General features: G+C 43.1%; 18 protein-coding genes. 11 read left to right on the forward strand and 7 right to left on the reverse strand.

Annotation, left to right across the window (positions count from 1 at the left end; translation table 11 throughout):
- Positions 1-29: 29 nt before the first annotated feature.
- The 7 genes from GVT53_RS00505 to GVT53_RS00535 all read left to right on the forward strand — a co-directional run bounded on the left by GVT53_RS00505 (position 30) and on the right by GVT53_RS00535 (position 7,276).
- Complete coding sequence (locus tag GVT53_RS00505) at positions 30-1,259, forward strand: 3-phosphoshikimate 1-carboxyvinyltransferase (RefSeq protein WP_166246950.1); 1,230 nt, start codon at positions 30-32, stop codon at positions 1,257-1,259.
- An 86-nt stretch (positions 1,260-1,345) separates the two neighbouring features.
- Entirely contained in the window at positions 1,346-2,395 is a 1,050-nt protein-coding gene (queA, locus tag GVT53_RS00510) for a tRNA preQ1(34) S-adenosylmethionine ribosyltransferase-isomerase QueA (protein ID WP_166246951.1), read from the forward strand.
- A 74-nt stretch (positions 2,396-2,469) separates the two neighbouring features.
- A complete protein-coding gene (gene rlmN / locus GVT53_RS00515) occupies positions 2,470-3,510 on the forward strand; it encodes a dual-specificity RNA methyltransferase RlmN (RefSeq protein WP_166246952.1) in 1,041 nt (346 codons plus the stop codon).
- 229 nt (positions 3,511-3,739) lie between these two features.
- Positions 3,740-4,714 (forward strand): polyprenyl synthetase family protein, encoded by a 975-nt coding sequence (locus tag GVT53_RS00520; protein ID WP_166246953.1) that lies wholly within the window; start codon positions 3,740-3,742, stop codon positions 4,712-4,714.
- A 109-nt stretch (positions 4,715-4,823) separates the two neighbouring features.
- Positions 4,824-5,399 carry an RNA polymerase sigma factor gene (locus tag GVT53_RS00525; RefSeq protein WP_166246954.1) on the forward strand — a complete coding sequence of 192 codons (576 nt, stop codon included), beginning with the start codon at positions 4,824-4,826 and terminating at the stop codon, positions 5,397-5,399.
- A 4-nt stretch (positions 5,400-5,403) separates the two neighbouring features.
- Positions 5,404-6,120, forward strand: coding sequence for a hypothetical protein (locus GVT53_RS00530; RefSeq protein WP_166246955.1), 717 nt, complete (start codon positions 5,404-5,406; stop codon positions 6,118-6,120).
- An 85-nt stretch (positions 6,121-6,205) separates the two neighbouring features.
- Entirely contained in the window at positions 6,206-7,276 is a 1,071-nt protein-coding gene (locus tag GVT53_RS00535) for a hypothetical protein (protein WP_166246956.1), read from the forward strand.
- 50 nt (positions 7,277-7,326) lie between these two features.
- On the opposite strand, the gene GVT53_RS00540 is transcribed toward GVT53_RS00535, so the two are convergent.
- Positions 7,327-7,569, reverse strand: a complete 243-nt coding sequence (locus GVT53_RS00540) for a zinc-ribbon domain-containing protein (protein ID WP_166246957.1) — start codon at positions 7,567-7,569, stop codon at positions 7,327-7,329.
- 106 nt (positions 7,570-7,675) lie between these two features.
- On the opposite strand from GVT53_RS00540, the gene GVT53_RS00545 reads away from it, so the two are divergent.
- Positions 7,676-8,305 (forward strand): 2OG-Fe(II) oxygenase, encoded by a 630-nt coding sequence (locus GVT53_RS00545; RefSeq protein ID WP_240905111.1) that lies wholly within the window; start codon positions 7,676-7,678, stop codon positions 8,303-8,305.
- On the opposite strand, the gene GVT53_RS00550 is transcribed toward GVT53_RS00545, so the two are convergent.
- From GVT53_RS00550 to GVT53_RS00560, 3 genes are all read right to left on the reverse strand, one after another.
- Positions 8,306-8,617: a phosphoribosylpyrophosphate synthetase gene (locus tag GVT53_RS00550; RefSeq protein WP_166246958.1), complete on the reverse strand. Its 312-nt coding sequence runs from the start codon at positions 8,615-8,617 to the stop codon at positions 8,306-8,308. It lies immediately after the preceding gene.
- A 34-nt stretch (positions 8,618-8,651) separates the two neighbouring features.
- Positions 8,652-9,368: a hypothetical protein gene (locus tag GVT53_RS00555; RefSeq protein WP_205791824.1), complete on the reverse strand. Its 717-nt coding sequence runs from the start codon at positions 9,366-9,368 to the stop codon at positions 8,652-8,654.
- A 112-nt stretch (positions 9,369-9,480) separates the two neighbouring features.
- Complete coding sequence (locus tag GVT53_RS00560; RefSeq protein ID WP_166246960.1) at positions 9,481-11,310, reverse strand: Xaa-Pro dipeptidyl-peptidase; 1,830 nt, start codon at positions 11,308-11,310, stop codon at positions 9,481-9,483.
- Between the two features lie 135 nt (positions 11,311-11,445).
- Between GVT53_RS00560 and dnaG the strand changes: the two genes are divergently transcribed.
- Positions 11,446-13,419 (forward strand): DNA primase, encoded by a 1,974-nt coding sequence (dnaG, locus tag GVT53_RS00565; RefSeq protein WP_166246961.1) that lies wholly within the window; start codon positions 11,446-11,448, stop codon positions 13,417-13,419.
- Positions 13,420-13,486: 67 nt separating this feature from the next.
- Here dnaG and GVT53_RS00570 read toward each other — a convergent pair whose 3' ends face one another.
- Both GVT53_RS00570 and nadE read right to left on the reverse strand, forming a co-directional pair.
- Complete coding sequence (locus GVT53_RS00570; RefSeq protein WP_166246962.1) at positions 13,487-14,116, reverse strand: response regulator; 630 nt, start codon at positions 14,114-14,116, stop codon at positions 13,487-13,489.
- Positions 14,117-14,274: 158 nt separating this feature from the next.
- Positions 14,275-15,063, reverse strand: coding sequence for an NAD(+) synthase (nadE, locus tag GVT53_RS00575; protein WP_166246963.1), 789 nt, complete (start codon positions 15,061-15,063; stop codon positions 14,275-14,277).
- A 66-nt stretch (positions 15,064-15,129) separates the two neighbouring features.
- On the opposite strand from nadE, the gene gldB reads away from it, so the two are divergent.
- Together gldB and gldC are read left to right on the forward strand one after the other, a co-directional pair.
- Positions 15,130-16,119 (forward strand): gliding motility lipoprotein GldB, encoded by a 990-nt coding sequence (gldB, locus tag GVT53_RS00580; RefSeq protein ID WP_166246964.1) that lies wholly within the window; start codon positions 15,130-15,132, stop codon positions 16,117-16,119.
- Positions 16,120-16,455: a gliding motility protein GldC gene (gene gldC / locus GVT53_RS00585; protein ID WP_166246965.1), complete on the forward strand. Its 336-nt coding sequence runs from the start codon at positions 16,120-16,122 to the stop codon at positions 16,453-16,455.
- 1 nt (position 16,456) lies between these two features.
- Here gldC and GVT53_RS00590 read toward each other — a convergent pair whose 3' ends face one another.
- Complete coding sequence (locus tag GVT53_RS00590) at positions 16,457-16,906, reverse strand: hypothetical protein (protein WP_166246966.1); 450 nt, start codon at positions 16,904-16,906, stop codon at positions 16,457-16,459.
- Positions 16,907-16,993: the final 87 nt, after the last annotated feature.

The following is a 16,993-nucleotide window of genomic DNA, read 5'->3' on the forward strand; positions in this document are numbered from 1 at the left end:
TTTTGACAATTCATTCAAACAGCACCGCATTGAGACTCCAGCTTTCTTCACCCAACAATAAAAAAATTCAAAAAAGCATAGCAATAACAGGTTCCAAGAGCGAGACCAATCGCTCACTTTTGTTGCAGGCGCTTTTCCCGAACATCAAAATAGAGAATCTTTCCAATTCCGATGATGGCGAGGTTATGCAAAAAGGATTGACAAAATCTCAAGGAGAAGTGGACATTCACCACGCGGGGACGGCGATGCGCTTTTTAACCGGTTATTTTGCTTCTCAAGAGGGCAAGGAAGTTGTGCTTACCGGGTCTCAACGTATGCAGGAACGTCCCATCAAAGTTTTAGTGGAGGCATTACGGTCGTTAGGTGCAGATATTCAATATGTGAAGGAAGAAGGTTACCCACCTTTGAAGATTACCGGGAAAAAATTGATCAAAAGCAGCGTTTCCCTACCGGCCAATATCAGTAGTCAATATATCTCATCATTATTGTTGATAGCGCCAAGTCTTCAGAACGGAATGGAACTGGAACTTATCGGTAAGATTACATCGGTTCCCTACATTAAAATGACCTTGGCCCTTCTGGAGCAAATAGGAGTTCAAACTTCTTTTGAAGGAAATAGCATCAAGGTTGCCCCCAAAGAAGCTGTCGAAGGCACAACTTTGGTCGTGGAATCCGATTGGAGCTCGGCGAGTTACTTCTACAGCATAGCCGCCATGTGCGAAGTGGGTACGGAAATTCAATTGTCCTCGTACAAACAAAGTTCGTTGCAAGGCGATAGTGTTTTGGCCAAGATTTATCGTGATTTTGGAGTAGATACCGTTTTTTCTAACAATTCCATTCTCCTTAAAAAAGCAAGAGAGGTAAAATCAAATCATTTGGAGTACGATCTTTCCAATGCTCCCGATATTGCACAGACCATTGCAGTTACTTGTCTCGGTTTGGGCATTGGGTGTCATTTAACGGGACTGCACACCTTGCCGATCAAGGAAACAGACCGCTTGGCTGCCTTGCAGACCGAGTTGGGCAAGTTTGGGGCCACAGTCGATATAGATTCCGAAAGCTTGACCTTAAAAGCGCAATCACAGTTGAATACTGGTGTTGCGGTAGATACCTACAACGATCACCGAATGGCAATGGCCTTTGGCCCACTAGCTTTAAAAGCTGATTTCGTGGTAAACGATGCTGAGGTGGTTTCCAAGTCGTATCCCGATTTTTGGAACGATTTAAAAGCGCTCGGTTTCCATATAGGGGAACTGTAATCCACATTTAATCATCAAATTACTTGACATCCGCTACCATGAGGTTGTATATTTGCCATCTTTAAAAAAATCGAAAAAAAGTCCACATGAAATTATCAAACTTCAATTTTGAATTGCCCAAGGAATTATTGGCAGAATATCCCGCAGAGCACAGGGACGAATCCAAACTAATGGTGATTCACCGGGATTCCGGAAAAATTGAGCATAAAATGTTCAAAGACTTAGTTGACTATTTTGATGAAGACGACGTAATGGTCTTGAACAACACCAAGGTATTTCCTGCACGACTTTTTGGTAACAAAGAAAAAACCGGAGCTAGAATCGAGGTTTTCTTGTTGCGCGAGCTTAACCAGGAACAACGGCTTTGGGACGTTTTGGTGGATCCTGCAAGAAAAATCCGTATCGGTAACAAATTATATTTTGGCGAAGACGAGAGCTTGGTGGCCGAAGTTATCGACAACACCACATCAAGAGGTAGAACACTGCGTTTCCTTTATGATGGCTCCTATACCGATTTTAGAAGAAAATTGAGGGAATTGGGAGAAACACCACTTCCAAAATACATAAAAAGAGAAGTTACCGCTGATGATGAGGAGCGTTACCAGACCATTTATGCCAAGCATGAAGGTGCAGTAGCCGCCCCAACTGCTGGTCTTCACTTTTCAAAACACTTGTTGAAGCGTTTGGAGATTAAGGGCATTGATTTTGCCGAAGTGACCTTGCACGTAGGTTTGGGAACATTCAATCCGGTCGAGGTAGAAGATTTGTCCAAACACAAAATGGACAGCGAGGAGTTGGTGATCGATGAAAAAGCGACCGAAATCGTAAACAACGCCAAATCTAATAAAAGAAAGGTATGTGCCGTGGGTACTACCGTGATGAGAGGTTTGGAGAGTGCGGTATCATCCGAGCATACGTTGAATACCTTCGAGGGCTGGACCAATAAGTTCATCTTTCCTCCCTACGAGTTCAGTATCGCCAACTGTATGATTACTAACTTCCACTTGCCGAAATCAACCTTATTGATGATGGTCTCTGCATTTGCAGGTCACGACTTGATCAAGAAAGCATACAAGCAGGCCATTTTGGAAGGCTACCGCTTCTATTCCTACGGGGATGCCATGTTGATTCTGTAAGTACAAAAAATCATAGAATAGAAATCCCGTTTGCTATGTGGCCAACGGGATTTTTTCTTGCTTATCTTTAAGGGATGGAAACCAAAAAAAAGGACATACGTGCATTGACCAAGGAACAACTTCGCAATTTTTTTGTGGAGCAGGGCGATAAAGCATTCCGAGGAAATCAGGTCTACGAATGGTTATGGCAAAAATCTGCCCACGATTTTGATGCCATGACCAATATTTCCAAAGAGACCAGACAAATGTTGGAAGATAATTTTGTCATCAATCACATTCGGGTGGACCAAATGCAGCGTAGTTCCGATGGTACCATCAAAAATGCGGTACGTTTGCACGATGGGCTAGTGGTGGAGTCTGTATTGATTCCCACCGATACCCGAACCACCGCTTGTGTATCCAGTCAAGTGGGATGTAGTTTGGATTGCCGGTTTTGTGCCACTGCCCGCCTAAAGCGGATGCGAAATTTGAATCCCGATGAGATTTATGATCAAGTTGTGGCCATTGACAATGAAAGCCGTTTGTATTTTGATCGCCCACTGAGCAATATCGTTTTTATGGGCATGGGCGAACCTTTGATGAATTACAACAATGTATTGAAGGCCATCGAAAAAATCACATCCCCCGAGGGACTGGGCATGTCCCCCAAGCGAATCGTGGTGTCCACATCCGGAGTGCCCAAAATCATTAAAAAAATGGCCGATGAAGAGGTGAAGTTCGGTTTGGCGGTTTCCTTGCATTCGGCAATTGATGAGGTGCGCACCTCCATTATGCCGTTCAATTCCACATTTCCACTGAAAGACCTTCGTGAAGCGCTGGAATATTGGTACAGCAAGACCAAGAACAGAATTACCTACGAATATGTGGTCTGGAAAGGCATCAACGACACTCAGGAAGCAGCCGATGCCTTGGTGAAGTTTTGCAAGTTTGCTCCATCAAAAGTAAATATCATCGAGTATAATCCCATTGATGACGGTGAGTTTCAGCAAGCACCAAATAGTGCCGTTGAAATGTACCAGAAAACCTTGGAACGAAACGGGATTACGGTCACCATACGCAGATCTCGTGGCAAGGACATTGATGCCGCTTGCGGACAGCTTGCCAATAAAAGCTGATTTTTAGGAGACAGGAGACAGGAGACAGGGGACAGGGGACAGGGGACAGGGGACAGGGGACAGGTTATATTTAGTTTTTCACTGAACTCTGAACTCAGAACTCAGGAACTATTCCCCTTGCAAATCATCGACACTTTGAGGTCTGTATCTTAAAACTTGCAATTCATTCCTACAACTCTGGCATTTTCCCTACTTTTAGGGTTTCAAAACCAAACACCACACCGTTACGTTGAAAATCGTTTCGCAGATAAGGGAGCCCATAGAAAATGAGATGCAGCTTTTTGAGGAAAAATTCCTCAAATCCATGTCCTCCAAGGTCGCATTGTTCAACAGGATCACCTACTACATAGTGAATAGAAAGGGCAAGCAAATGCGCCCGATGTTCGTTTTTTTGACCGCCAAGTTGTTGAACGGGGAAGTCAACGAGCGGACCTACACGGGGGCATCCATTATCGAGTTGATCCATACCGCAAGTTTGGTGCACGACGATGTTGTGGACGATAGTAACAAACGAAGAGGTTTTTTCTCCATCAATGCCCTTTGGAAGAACAAAATTGCCGTTTTGGTTGGGGATTTTTTATTCTCGAAAGGACTTTTGGTCTCGTTGGAAAACAAAAATTACGACTTGCTCCATATTATTTCCAATGCGGTACGGGATATGAGCGAAGGGGAATTGCTCCAAATTGAAAAAGCGCGATTGTTGGATATTACGGAAGATGTGTACTACGACATCATCCGACAAAAAACCGCAACCCTAATCGCGGCTTGCTGCAGTATGGGAGCCTGTTCCGTACGACCGGATTCCGATGAAGTAGAAATCTTTAGAAAGTTCGGTGAGCTCTGTGGAATGGCCTTTCAAATCAAGGACGACCTTTTTGATTACGGTGCAGAGAAAATCGGAAAACCTACCGGAATCGATATCAAAGAACAAAAAATGACACTTCCCCTTATCTACGCCTTGAACAATAGCGACAAGGAAAAGAAAAAGTGGTTGATCAACTCCATCAAAAAGCATAACAAAAACAAGAAACGGGTAAAAGAAGTAATCGAGTACGTCAAGGAAAAAGGCGGACTGGATTATGCCGTGGTAAAAATGCTTGAGTTCAAGGACGAAGCCTTGGCCATTTTGGACAATTATCCCGATTCCGAGTATAAAAGTGCCCTCACACTTATGGTCAACTACGTGGTGGATCGTAAAAAATAAATTTTTAAATTATTGATTATCAAATAAATACTGATAATTTTTATTTTCAGGCAACTATTTGTGTCTATATCCCGTCTATTAAAATAGAAGCACTTTTATAACCAAACTTTTGAAGATCATCTCGCTACATAGCAACGAAAAACAACTGATCAAGAAATCGATCAAAGGGGACCAACAGGCCCAAAAGTTGCTGTACGATAAGTTTTCGCCCAAGATGTTGGGAGTTTGTAGGCAGTACATCAAAGACCTGCATTTTGCAGAGGATGTGATGATCCATGGTTTTGTCAAAGTCTTTAACCACTTAAGTTCCTATCAATTTAAAGGGAGTTTTGAAGGTTGGATCAGAACCATAATGGTGCGAGAGAGCATTTCGTATCTGCGCAAAAGGCAGTTTGTAGTATATGATGACGAAGCTGTTGGGGTAAATGGAGAAGTTTCCACTTCTCACGATGGTATTTTGGATCTAGAGTATGTTCAGCAGCTTATCGACGGATTGCCGGAAGGTTATAAGGCAGTTTTCTTGCTCTACGCCATTGAGGGTTATGGTCATAAAGAGATAGCGGAACTATTGGAAATATCGGAAGGAACCTCGAAATCACAATTGTTCAAGGCCAGAAAGATGCTTCAAGATAATTTAAGTTTAAAGGGAATGTCGCCCAAATCACATTCGGCGAACAAAAAATAGAGGTATGGATAAACTGGAAAAACATATCAAAGAGAAGCTGGAGAAGCGAACCATTGTGCCATCAGAAGGAGCATGGGACAAAATTGCTTCGCAGGTGGCACAAAAGCCACAAAATAGGAACAAATGGCTTTCTTATGCCATAGCGGCAAGCGTTGTGGGCATTGTGCTGGTTTCGGTCTTCTTTTATACAAATAATGATGCAGCGATTGAAGCACCACAAGTTGTTGAAACGGAAACACAGGAAGAAGCCGACATAAAATCTATCGAAAAAGTCGACAAAGAACCAGTTCCAGAGGAGAAAGCTGAAGTGGCCGAAGCAGAGGTAGAGCTTACAATTCCAAAGGAAACCAAAGAGTTTCAAGGACCGACTTCCAATGCTGCGGTTGCCGAGCAAGAAGCAAAAGAGCCTTTGCGTGATGAAATCAGGATCAACTCGGATAAGCTGATTGCACAAAAGGTGGAAGAAGTGGTCGCTCAGGTGCAAATTATGGAAAATGCAAAGCAAGATGTTACCGATGCCGAAGTGGATTCGCTTTTGCGGGCGGCACAACGACAGATTTTGACCGATAAGTTATTCGCCGATGGCGGTTCCGTGGATGCCATGTCACTATTGGCAGAAGTGGAGGACGAACTCGACGAATCGTTCCGCGACCAAATCTTTGACGCCCTAAAATCGGGATACCTTAAACTGCGTACCGCCGTGGCAGACCGAAATCAATAAAATTATTCATCAATCAAGCTGAACCTTCTACGACTTCCTGCTCTGAACGGGCAGGGAGGAGGGAGGTTTATAAATCAAAACAATCATGAAAACAATTACATTTTATTCAACAGTTTTATTCCTTTTCCTTGTTTCCCAAGTAGCATTTGGACAAGAGGACTATCAAAAGAAAATAGAGGCGTTGAAAGTTGAAAAACAGCGCATCATTGAACAAGAAAAGGATGCTTTAAAGTTTGAGGTAAAGGATATCAACCAGCGTTTGGAAGATGGTGATATTTCGGAAAATGAGGCAAGGATTTTAAAAGAGGAAGTGGCCAAGCAAAGGGCACTCAATATTGAAAATCGCGTAGCCATTATCGAAAACAGGATTGCTTTGTTGGAGCGGAACAAGGGAGAGGTGCTTACATTGAGTGAGATAGATACCATTTATGGTGATAGAATGCGAATTGGGTTACTTATTGATGGTAAACCGGCCATTACATTTAATTCCAACAGGTGGAAAAAGGAGATAAAATATGACAGGCGTACCTATTCCGATTTTGTGATGGCCATTGGTTTGAACAACGCTATCATCGAGGGGCAATCTTTATCCGATTCTCCTTATAAGATTGGCGGAAGCCGTTTTTTTGAAATGGGATGGCAATGGCGCACCCGGGTGTTCAAAAACTCCAATTGGCTACGATTTAATTACGGGTTTTCGTTCCAGTTCAATGGGTTGAAACCTGATGGGAACCGAATATTTGTGCAGGAGGAAGGTCAAACCGTGTTGCAGGAATTTGAATATGATTTGGATAAGTCCAAGTTTCGAATGGACAATCTGGTGTTCCCCGTTCATTTTGAGGTAGGTCCTTCAAGGTTAAGAAAAACCGAGCGTACCATGCGTTACTCCATTAGAGACCAATTTAGGGTCGGATTTGGAGGGTACGGAGGCTTTAGTCTGGGTACCCGTCAAAAATTAAAGTACAACCGCGATGGAGAGAATGTCAAGGATAAGCTCAAGCGGGATTACAACAGCAGCGATTTGATCTATGGGGTAAGCGGTTACATGGGGTTTGATGGTGTGCTGCTGTATCTAAAATATGACTTGAACCCTATCTTTAAAGATGCAGAAGTAAAGCAAAACAATATTTCACTGGGCCTTCGGTTCGATATTTGACCAATTTTGAACCTTGAAGAAATGCGGTCAGGATTTTCCTGACCGTTTTTTTATGTGGATAGTGCCCGCTCCATTTCTGGGGTAAAATCTTCTTTGTAATACACTTTTTTACAGTGCGAACATTCCGCATAACGGATATTGTTGATCGTAAACAACGGAATCCAGAACAAATGGGCGTAGTTGGGCTGGGCAACTGCGGTGATGGTTCCCGTTTGCCCGCAATGCGAACAGGAAACATGGGGCAACCTTTTGGTTTCTTTTTTGCCGGGTCTTGTTCCGAAGAAAAGTATCATTCCACATATATATTTATCCATCTCAAAGTTAGCCCTTTCACGGGCGAATGAAAAAAATGATTTTCGTTTTTAAAAAATTTCTACATTCGCCCACATTTTTGAAACATTGAACGCCTACCACGATTTGGAGGATTGGCTGTCCTGGATGGACGACATCTCCAGTAAGGATTATGTGATTATCGATAATTTTCTTCGTGACGATCTGTATACGGAGATCAAATCTTTTTTTCTGGGCAAACTCCCCAATTTCAAGGAAGCAGGTATCGGTGCCCATGCCGATAACCAAATCGACAGTAAGGTGCGTGGCGATTTTACGTATTGGTTGGATAGACAGCGGGATGCCCAATTGGAAACCTATTGGAATCTATTGGATGAAACCATGCACATCTTCAACCGGTACTGTTATTTGAGTTTGTCGGGTTACGAGTTTCACTTGGCACATTATCCTTCGGGAGGGCATTACGATAAACATTTGGACCAGTTTGAAAACAGGAACAACCGCATGATATCGATGATCATTTATTTGAACGATGATTGGAAACTGGGCGATGGTGGGGAACTGGAAATTTTTGAAAAGGATGGTTCAAGTTTTCTGGTGGAACCATTGGCGGCAAGGTGCGTAATGTTCAAAAGTGCCGAGGTGCCCCATGCGGTTTTGGAGGCCCACAAAAGTAGATTTAGCCTTACTGGTTGGTTGCTCTACCAACCCTCATCGGTGGGTAAGTTGTTTGTGTGATCAATCTTTTTTGTAAGGAATTTGCCGAATAAGTTCCTCGTTTTGTGATGTTGATGCACCGTAGGACATCACCAAAGTACCCTTGGTCCCATCTTTGGCCTCGATGGCAAAAACAGTGGATTGGTCGCTCGGATTTGTCATCCCCTCAAAACGATAGGACTCGATGATGACCAAATCGCTGGGTTGATACTCTTTTTTGGAGTAGAGTGCCTTAATACAGGATTCATCCGCCTCAAAATCTTCCTTGAAGCCTTCATTTTGGGTCAACGTGTTCACCGCTTGCGAAAGAGTTGTAAAGTCATGATGTGCCATTTTTTTAAGTTTTGAATTCTAGGGTCAAAAATTTCTACACGGTCATAAAAATATCCGATTTTTTCACCTTGATTTTATTGTTGAACCTCGATACTAAATTTTCCAGATTGGTTCTTTTCCACTCTTGCATTAATGGGTGGCAAACGATTTCAATTTGAAAATCAATGTCTTCCAATGGAAATTTAATGAACTTGAACTTATGTTCATCTTGCCATTTTGAATGTATATAAAGTAGCAGTCTGTATTCCTGCTCATGTTTGTACGATGAATCTTTTTTGAACGCAGAATATTTGAAATTCTGTTTAGATAAGTCCGGGTCGAATGGGTTCAAGGGCAAATATCTTACCTCATCAGCAATAAAGTGAAGCCTATGTCCACTATCTACTACAAATTTCTCGGCAGCTTCAGTAATATACGAAATAAAATCCTTGGCAATTACCTTAATGGCCACCGAGTCTTTATTGGAGTATAAATTCCACATGGCCATGGATTCCCGCTCATCATGAAACCAGCAATTGGCAAATTGTAGTTGTTGCCTATATTTTCCAAAACCATTCATGGATTCCTTGCCCTTCAAAAGATTGGGGAACCGTTGTTGTATCTGCAAAACTTTTTCCTTGTTCTCGCTTTCGTTTATAAGGTCCTCAAGGTTGGCAGCTCTCAATTGTGATGTGGACAATCCTTCCACCGGGTCCTCCAAAAGGTCTAAACGGGTAAATACAAGTTCACTTTTAATAACAAAGTTTAACAATTTGTGAAGGCTTAGGTATTTCCAAAGAAACTCTCCTTGCTTAAAATTCGGATGTTTTATCTTTACTTCGCCTCTTTTGTCAAACCCCATTATTGAGAAAAAATCATTTTTTTTAGAATTTAATTTTTCCACCCACTACGGGAAGTGTCAGTTCCGTCCCGTCCAAATCAATGGTTAATTTTGTTCCCGGTTCCGGCCATAGGGTAAACTCCTTGTCACTGGAAAAAATCATAAGTCCGATTTGCTGGCCTTTTGGAATGATCTGGTCATCTGGCATCAACTCAAATTCCACTTTATAAAACTTTTTGGGAACCAAAGGTTTACTTTCGGTCAGCGAGCTATGGTTTTGAGGATCGGCCCATCCACGGGTGATGATATTGTCGGTTATCTTGGTGTTCAAGGCTTCAGACCATGGTAGGGATACCAACCAAACCGATAAATTGGCAGCAGGTTTGCTGCTCGCCAGTTTTATTTTGATTTTGGGTACCCCGGAAATGTGCGCATCCTCGGCCAAGGGAGCTGTAACGTACAACAATCTGTGTTCCGATGCTTTGGCCATGGCCAAATCGGCCCCTGAAAAGTTATAATCGTCCGTAAGGGTTTCAGTGCCTTGTTTCTTGGTTTTTAGAGGCGTCAACTTTCCAGATTTTAACCCGCCTTTGGTCGGATATAAGCTTACATCTATTGCATCCGGATTCGGGTAATCGGCATAGGCGGTAGGGTTGTCTTTTTTGTCGTTTTCCCTAACGATCCATGCCTTTGGGCCGTTTTCTACCCCGTTTTCCACCCCAAAAAGGTATCGGGTGAACCATCGGTTCATCATGGAAATAGGAGGCGGTCCCCCATGACCGTTTTGATGGTAGTAGATTTGCGTGGGCAGCCCCATTTCCTTGGCTTTTTTATAGATGCGGTAGCTGTGTTCGGGCATCACGTTCCAGTCGTTAAAACCGTGCGACATCAAAAGTGCGGCCTTCATGGGTTTCATATCGTTCAGATAGTCCCTTCCGGCCCAAAAATCATTGTAGTCACCTGTTATGCGGTCTTGTCCGTTCTTCATTTCGGTGTCACGTACCACCTTATTGTTTCTAGCTCGTTTGGATTCATCGCCGCTATGGATAAAATCGTATAGCACATCAATATCTTCGCCCAAATATCCGCCGGGCGAACGTACTAGTCCGTTGGAACGGTAATAATGATAGTACGAAGTATTCGGTGCAATTGGAATTATGGCCTCAAGTCCTTCAACGCCCGTTGTAGCTGCTGCGAGCGGAATGGTTCCGTTGTACGAAGTGCCTGTCATGCCCACTTTTCCTGTGGACCAGTAGGCTTTCACTTCGGTATCGCCATCTCGTTCCGAATAGCCCTTTGCCCTTCCATTGAGCCAATCTATCACCGCTTTGGGTGCCAAAGATTCATTGTCGCCACCAACCGTAGGGGCACCGTCGGAAAGCCCGGTTCCCGGCGAAGAGGAGTGTACAACTATATAGCCCCGTGGAACCCATGTCATTATTTGCGAATTGGATATGATGGGGCGCTCACCAAGGCGCATTACCTCAGGATGTTTTCTAGGTTTTCCCGGTTCGCCCAGCTCGTGTTTAACATCCCAAAAAATTCCCTTGTCCAGTCCTGCGGTCCCGGCGTAATAGGGGCTTGATTCATAAATTACAGGTAATTTCAACCCTTCGGACTCTGTTTGCTCTGGCCGGGTTACATCCACGTGCATGCGATCTAATTTTCCGTCGCCGTCAGAATCAAAAGTGGTCTCGACCCAAAGATCATGGCGTATCCATTTACTTGGGTCGGAGAAGGCCTTTACTACTTGTGCTTCGCCATTTTCAAAAAAAGGGGATGCCTTTTCAGCCATTTGACCCTGTACAGAAAAGGTAAAGGCCAATAGAAATGTTGCAAGTCCCCAATAATTTTTTGATGATCGGTTTATCATAAAATCAATTTTTTATAATTCCTTGCTTTTAAGGAATGTGCTCCTAATATACTAAATCTTGAATAGGGATTTGGTCTTTGAATTCACCAAAACATTGTTTTTATTTACCTTTAACAGCTATTTTAACGGAACGCCTTGATTTCAAAAACCACCATAGACCAAGTATATGAAACCGCCCGATTGGAGGAGGTGATCGGTGATTTTGTGCAATTGAAGAAATCGGGTTCCAATTTTAAGGGACTGAGCCCCTTTACGGATGAGCGTACGCCCAGTTTTATGGTATCCCCGGTTAAGCAGATTTGGAAGGATTTCAGTAGCGGCAAAGGGGGCAATGTTGTCGCTTTTTTGATGGAGCACGAACATTTTACCTATCCCGAGGCCATAAAATACTTGGCGAAAAAGTACAATATTGAAATAGAGGAAACGGAACAGACGGATGAGCAAAAGGAGCAGGCCAACGAGCGGGAAAGTATGTATTTGGTTTCCGAGTACGCCCAAAAGTATTTTGCCGAAACCCTTTGGGAATCCGAACCGGGCAAAGCCATAGGCCTTACCTATTTTAAGGAGCGTGGCTTTACCGATGCTACCATAAAAAAGTTTGGTCTAGGCTATAGTTTGGACGAATGGGAGGCTTTTACCAAAGCGGCTTTGGACAAAGGTTACCAATTGGAGTTCTTGGAAAAAACAGGTCTTACCATTGTGAAGGAGCAGGGTGGTGGTGAAAATCGAAGGTTTGATAGGTTCAAGGGCAGGGTAATGTTTCCCATCCATTCCATGAGTGGCAGGGTGCTTGGATTTGGAGGCCGTATTTTGACCAATGATAAAAAAGCGGCCAAATACCTTAACTCCCCTGAGAGCGATATTTATCATAAAAGCAAGGTGCTTTATGGGATTTACTACGCAAAGCAGGCCATCGCCAAGGAGGATAATTGTTTTTTGGTTGAAGGGTATACGGATGTGATCCAGATGTATCAGCGTGGTGTGGAGAATGTGGTGTCCTCGAGCGGAACGGCACTCACTCCTGAGCAGATACGGCTCATCAATAGGCTCACCAAAAACATTACCGTTTTGTTTGATGGGGATGCCGCGGGATTACGCGCTTCTTTGCGAGGTATCGACCTAATTTTGGAACAGGGGATGAACGTGAAGGTCTGCACTTTTCCCGAAGGTGAAGACCCCGATAGCTTTGCGAAAAACAATACTTACGAGGATTTGGTGCAGTACTTGGATGAAAATGCCAAAGATTTTATCCAGTTCAAGACTTCGTTGTTGGCCAAAGAGGCGGCCAATGATCCCATAAAGCGGGCTGATACGGTTAGGGATATTGTAAACAGCATCAGTAAGATTCCGGACAGAATACGGCAAGAGATTTATATTCAGGAATGTGCAAGAATGATGCAGATTTCCGAAGATGTGCTGTACAATACCTTGGCCCAGATTGATAAAAAGCATCAGACCGATGCCTCCAAAAAGGTAAAACAGGAGCAAAAAGCCTTCGAAGTCGTAAAGAATGATGCCGTAGTCGAGAAGGTGGATGTGCAATACGAGCTGGAACGAAAGATCATAGAGGTGCTTCTATTGTACGGCAATCAAAGGCAGGAGTTTGAAGATTTGGTGCTCAAGGAAAATGAAGAGGGCGAATTGGTGCTGGAGCCTGAAGTCTCCGAGGCGAAGGTGTATGAAAAAGTGTATTTAGATCTTCAAGAGGATGAGATTGAACTGACCAATGAGCAGTTCAAGAACATTTATTACAAGTTGATCGAGAAGTTGAACGAGGATTCGGAGTTTTCGATCAATACTTTTTTGTCGGATCTGGACCAAGAAACGGTTTCCCAGGTTTCGTCAATTTTAATGGAAGAGGAACAGTATGTCCTGCACGATTGGGAACGACGTGATATCTATCCAAAAGAAAAACAAACAGGTGTGGCACAATTGGTAGGGGAGACCATTCTTACCTTGCGCTGTAATTTGATCAAAAACCGAATCGAAAAGCTCAAGGAGAGAACCGTGGATAGCCAGGGCGACCATACGGAGGTCTTGGAGGAAATCATGAACTATCTGCAGCTCAATAAATTATTGAACGCGAAGTTGAACCGAGTACTTTCTTAAAGTATAAAACCCCTTCCAATGTTGTTTTGAAAGGGGTTCCCACAATAGTTGGTTTGGTTGGGTATTCCTAATAGAGTTCCAGTGCTTTGGCCTGTTGAAGCAAGTCCACCAAATTATCCACGTTCAATTTTTTCATCAAACGGGCTTTGTAGGTGCTCACGGTTTTTTCGTTTAGGTTCAACCCCTCGGCAACTTCTTTGTTTCGTTTGCCGCTCGCCAATAGTTTAAGTACTTCGACCTCTCTGGAAGAAAGTTTTCTAAAAAATCTGCGCGGTTTTTGGGTTCCCTCGTCAAAAGCAAGGCGTTGGGCCAGTTCGTTGGTGATGAACATGTTGCCTTCGCTTACTTTTTTAACCGCTGTGATAATGTATTCCAAATCAGCGGTTTTGGATAAGTAGCCAAATGCTCCGGCGCGAATTGTACTAAGGGCGTAAACATCTTCGGACTGCCCGCTGTACATTAGCGTTTTAATGTCCGGAAATTCCAATTTCATTTTTCTTAGTGTGGCGATTCCGTTGATTTCCGGAATATCCATTTCTAAAATAACAACGTCTGGATTTACGTCTTTTAGCGTTTTAAAAAGCTCTTCTGTAGTAGATACATCCGCAATGACTTCAATATCCGAGCTCGTTTCAAGTACCTGTCTTATACCAAGCCTAACAATAGGATGGTTGTCAGCAATCAATACTTTAATCATTATGAAACGGTTTATTTAGTGAATGGTTAGCTGCTAATACTTAAAGTATATAGCGACCAAGATAACAATTTAATGATGTAAAATTGTAACTTTTTTCTTAAAACCATAGTTTTTCTATGGTTTTTTTCGTTTTGGATTAAGGTTTTTCTGTTGAAATGTTATCTTAACCCTTGTGGGATCTCGCAAATAGGTATCGGAACCATCTTATGTTTGTTTGCAGTATTATATCTTTTGTATATAATGAAAATTTCTTTCTCCCTGTCAGAAAAATCATCGGAAGTCTTGCCTTGCTCATCCATTTTCATGGCCCACTCCAATTCTGGGTACGATGCGCCTATTTGGTCTTCATCGGTTCTACTGTCTCCCCAAAGACCATCCGTGGGTGCCGCTTCCATAATATCTTGGTTCACTCCAAGCACGCGTCCAAGTTCGTATACCTCTGTTTTTAACAAGTCGGCAATGGGGCTAAGGTCAACGCCCCCATCACCGTATTTTGTGTAGAACCCGATTCCGAAATCTTCCACTTTGTTTCCGGTTCCGGCAACCAAATATCCTTTTAGGGCGGCGAAATAGTAAAGCGTGGTCATACGAAGTCGTGCCCTTGTATTGGCAAGTGACATAAAACGGTCTTCCTCCTTGTCCACTTTTGGGAAGGCGTCCACCAGAGTGTCGAACACAGGTGTCAGGTCAACCGGTTGACGGGATACGTTTGGAAAGTTTTCAATTAACCAATCAATATGTCTGTCGGCACGGGTAACTTGGTTTTCGCCTTGGTGAATGGGCATCTCCAAACATAAAAGGTCCAATCCGGTCTTGGCACAGAGCGTTGAGGTTACTGCAGAATCAATCCCACCTGAGACACCAATTACAAAACCTTTGCATTTTGCATTTTCGGCGTACGTTTTTAACCAATCAACAATATGGGCGATTACCTTTTCTGTTTGCATATCTTACTATTTAGATTCTATAAATTACCTTTGTGCCCTGTAAATTTAATCCCTGTGTCCTTAAAAATGAAGCGGTTGTTCAAATACTTTACCATTACCGTGTTGAGATGTTTTGTTTTGACGTTGATTTTATCCATTTCTTCATGTGGTGAAACCGATAAGACCGAAGAGGAAATCGCTAAGATTCCCGTGGATTTGAAAATATCAAGGTTTGATCGGGAATTTGCAACTGCCTCTACCAGTGACATTCACAAATTAAAAGCGAAGTATCCCTATTTGTTCCCGGAACAGTTTCCCGATAGTGTTTGGTCGGCCAAATTGACCGATACGCTTCAAATTGAACTTTCCGACGAGGTAGCTAAGGAATTTGGTGATTTTGAGCAGGAAGCTGCAGATTTGGAATCGCTCTTTAAACATATCAAATATTATTTCCCTGGCACCGAAACACCGCATGTCGTTACACTGACCTCCGATGTTCGTTACGAAAGCCGGATTATCTTGGTAGACTCTTTGTTGTTGATAGGACTTGACAATTATTTGGGAGAGGACCATCATTTTTATGAAGGTATGCAGCGGTATATTGCATCATCACTGGATAAAAAATTCTTGACCTCGGACGTGGCCAGCGCATTTGCCAAAAAAGTTATTTCCTATCCACGAAACCGAACGCTTCTTTCCCGTATGGTGTATTATGGAAAGGAACTTTATTTAAAGGACAAATTGATTCCATCGGCAACGGATGCCCAAAAAATAGGATACTCCGAAGAAGAAATAGCGTGGGCAAGGGCGAATGAGGAACAGATGTGGACGTATTTTGTGGAACGGGAACTGCTGTACAGTACGGATACGGGCTTGGATAGAAAATTTTTGGACCCGGCGCCTTTTTCAAAATTTGGGCTGGAACTGGACAATGAGTCCCCGGCACGCTTGGGCAGATACATGGGGTGGCAAATTGTGAGGGCCTTTATGGAAAAGACCGATACAGGAATTGGGCAAATGTTGGATATGTCCGCAGATGAAATTTTAAAACAGTCAAATTACAAACCAAAAAGATAAATGGCAGTAGAACACACTTCGGAGATAACCTTAAAGGTTGGATTGGATGAGAACCGAGTGCCCGAGGAATTGACTTGGTCGGCACAGGATGGCGGTATTAATGAGGAAGAGGCCAAAGCCATGTTGTTGTCCGTTTGGGACAGCAAAAATCAGGAATCCTTAAAAATAGATCTGTGGACCAAGGATATGCCCGTGGACGAGATGAAGGTGTTTTTTCACCAGACCTTGGTAACTTTGGCCGATACTTTTTACAAGGCCACGCAAGATGAAAAAATGACCGCTACGATGAAGGACTTCTGTGATTATTTTGCCGAAAAACTGGAGTTGAAAAAATAACTCAATCCACTGGTTCGTGTGTGCGGTCGAACTTTGCCTTTTCGGCTCCTTTTAGGTCCAGGGCACTCTCGATTTTTTGTTTGGTAGGTAGTTGTAGGAATAGATAAAGAATAAGGACTATGCCCAAAATCAAATGAACGAGATTCTGGGTGTTGGAAAAAATAACCATGCTAAAGAGTGAGGCTCCTTCCAACAGTACATATTTTAAAATCGAGGCCGTTTGGAACTTGCCCAACTTTTCCCTGAGTCCGTTCTTTTGGGATGCGGAGCCCAATATTTTTTTGAAAATGAAATCTCCCAAGAAAATGCTTGCCAGGGCCACTACGGGTACAATCGCCAAAAACATATCTTCCGAGCCCGAAGGGTTGAACTGAGGGTCTTCCGAGTTAAAATAGAATAAAATACCCAGTATTATAGGTGTTGCGGCAATGCCCATATGTAAAAAGGACATAATTCGAATGAACCCGCTGGGAGTTATTTGATTGGTTGGTTTGTTATTTTGAACCATGGCTGTGTGTTTACGGCTCTAAAATACCCA

The sequence above is a fragment of the Flagellimonas oceani genome (assembly GCF_011068285.1).
Classification (GTDB): Bacteria; Bacteroidota; Bacteroidia; order Flavobacteriales; family Flavobacteriaceae; genus Flagellimonas; species Flagellimonas oceani.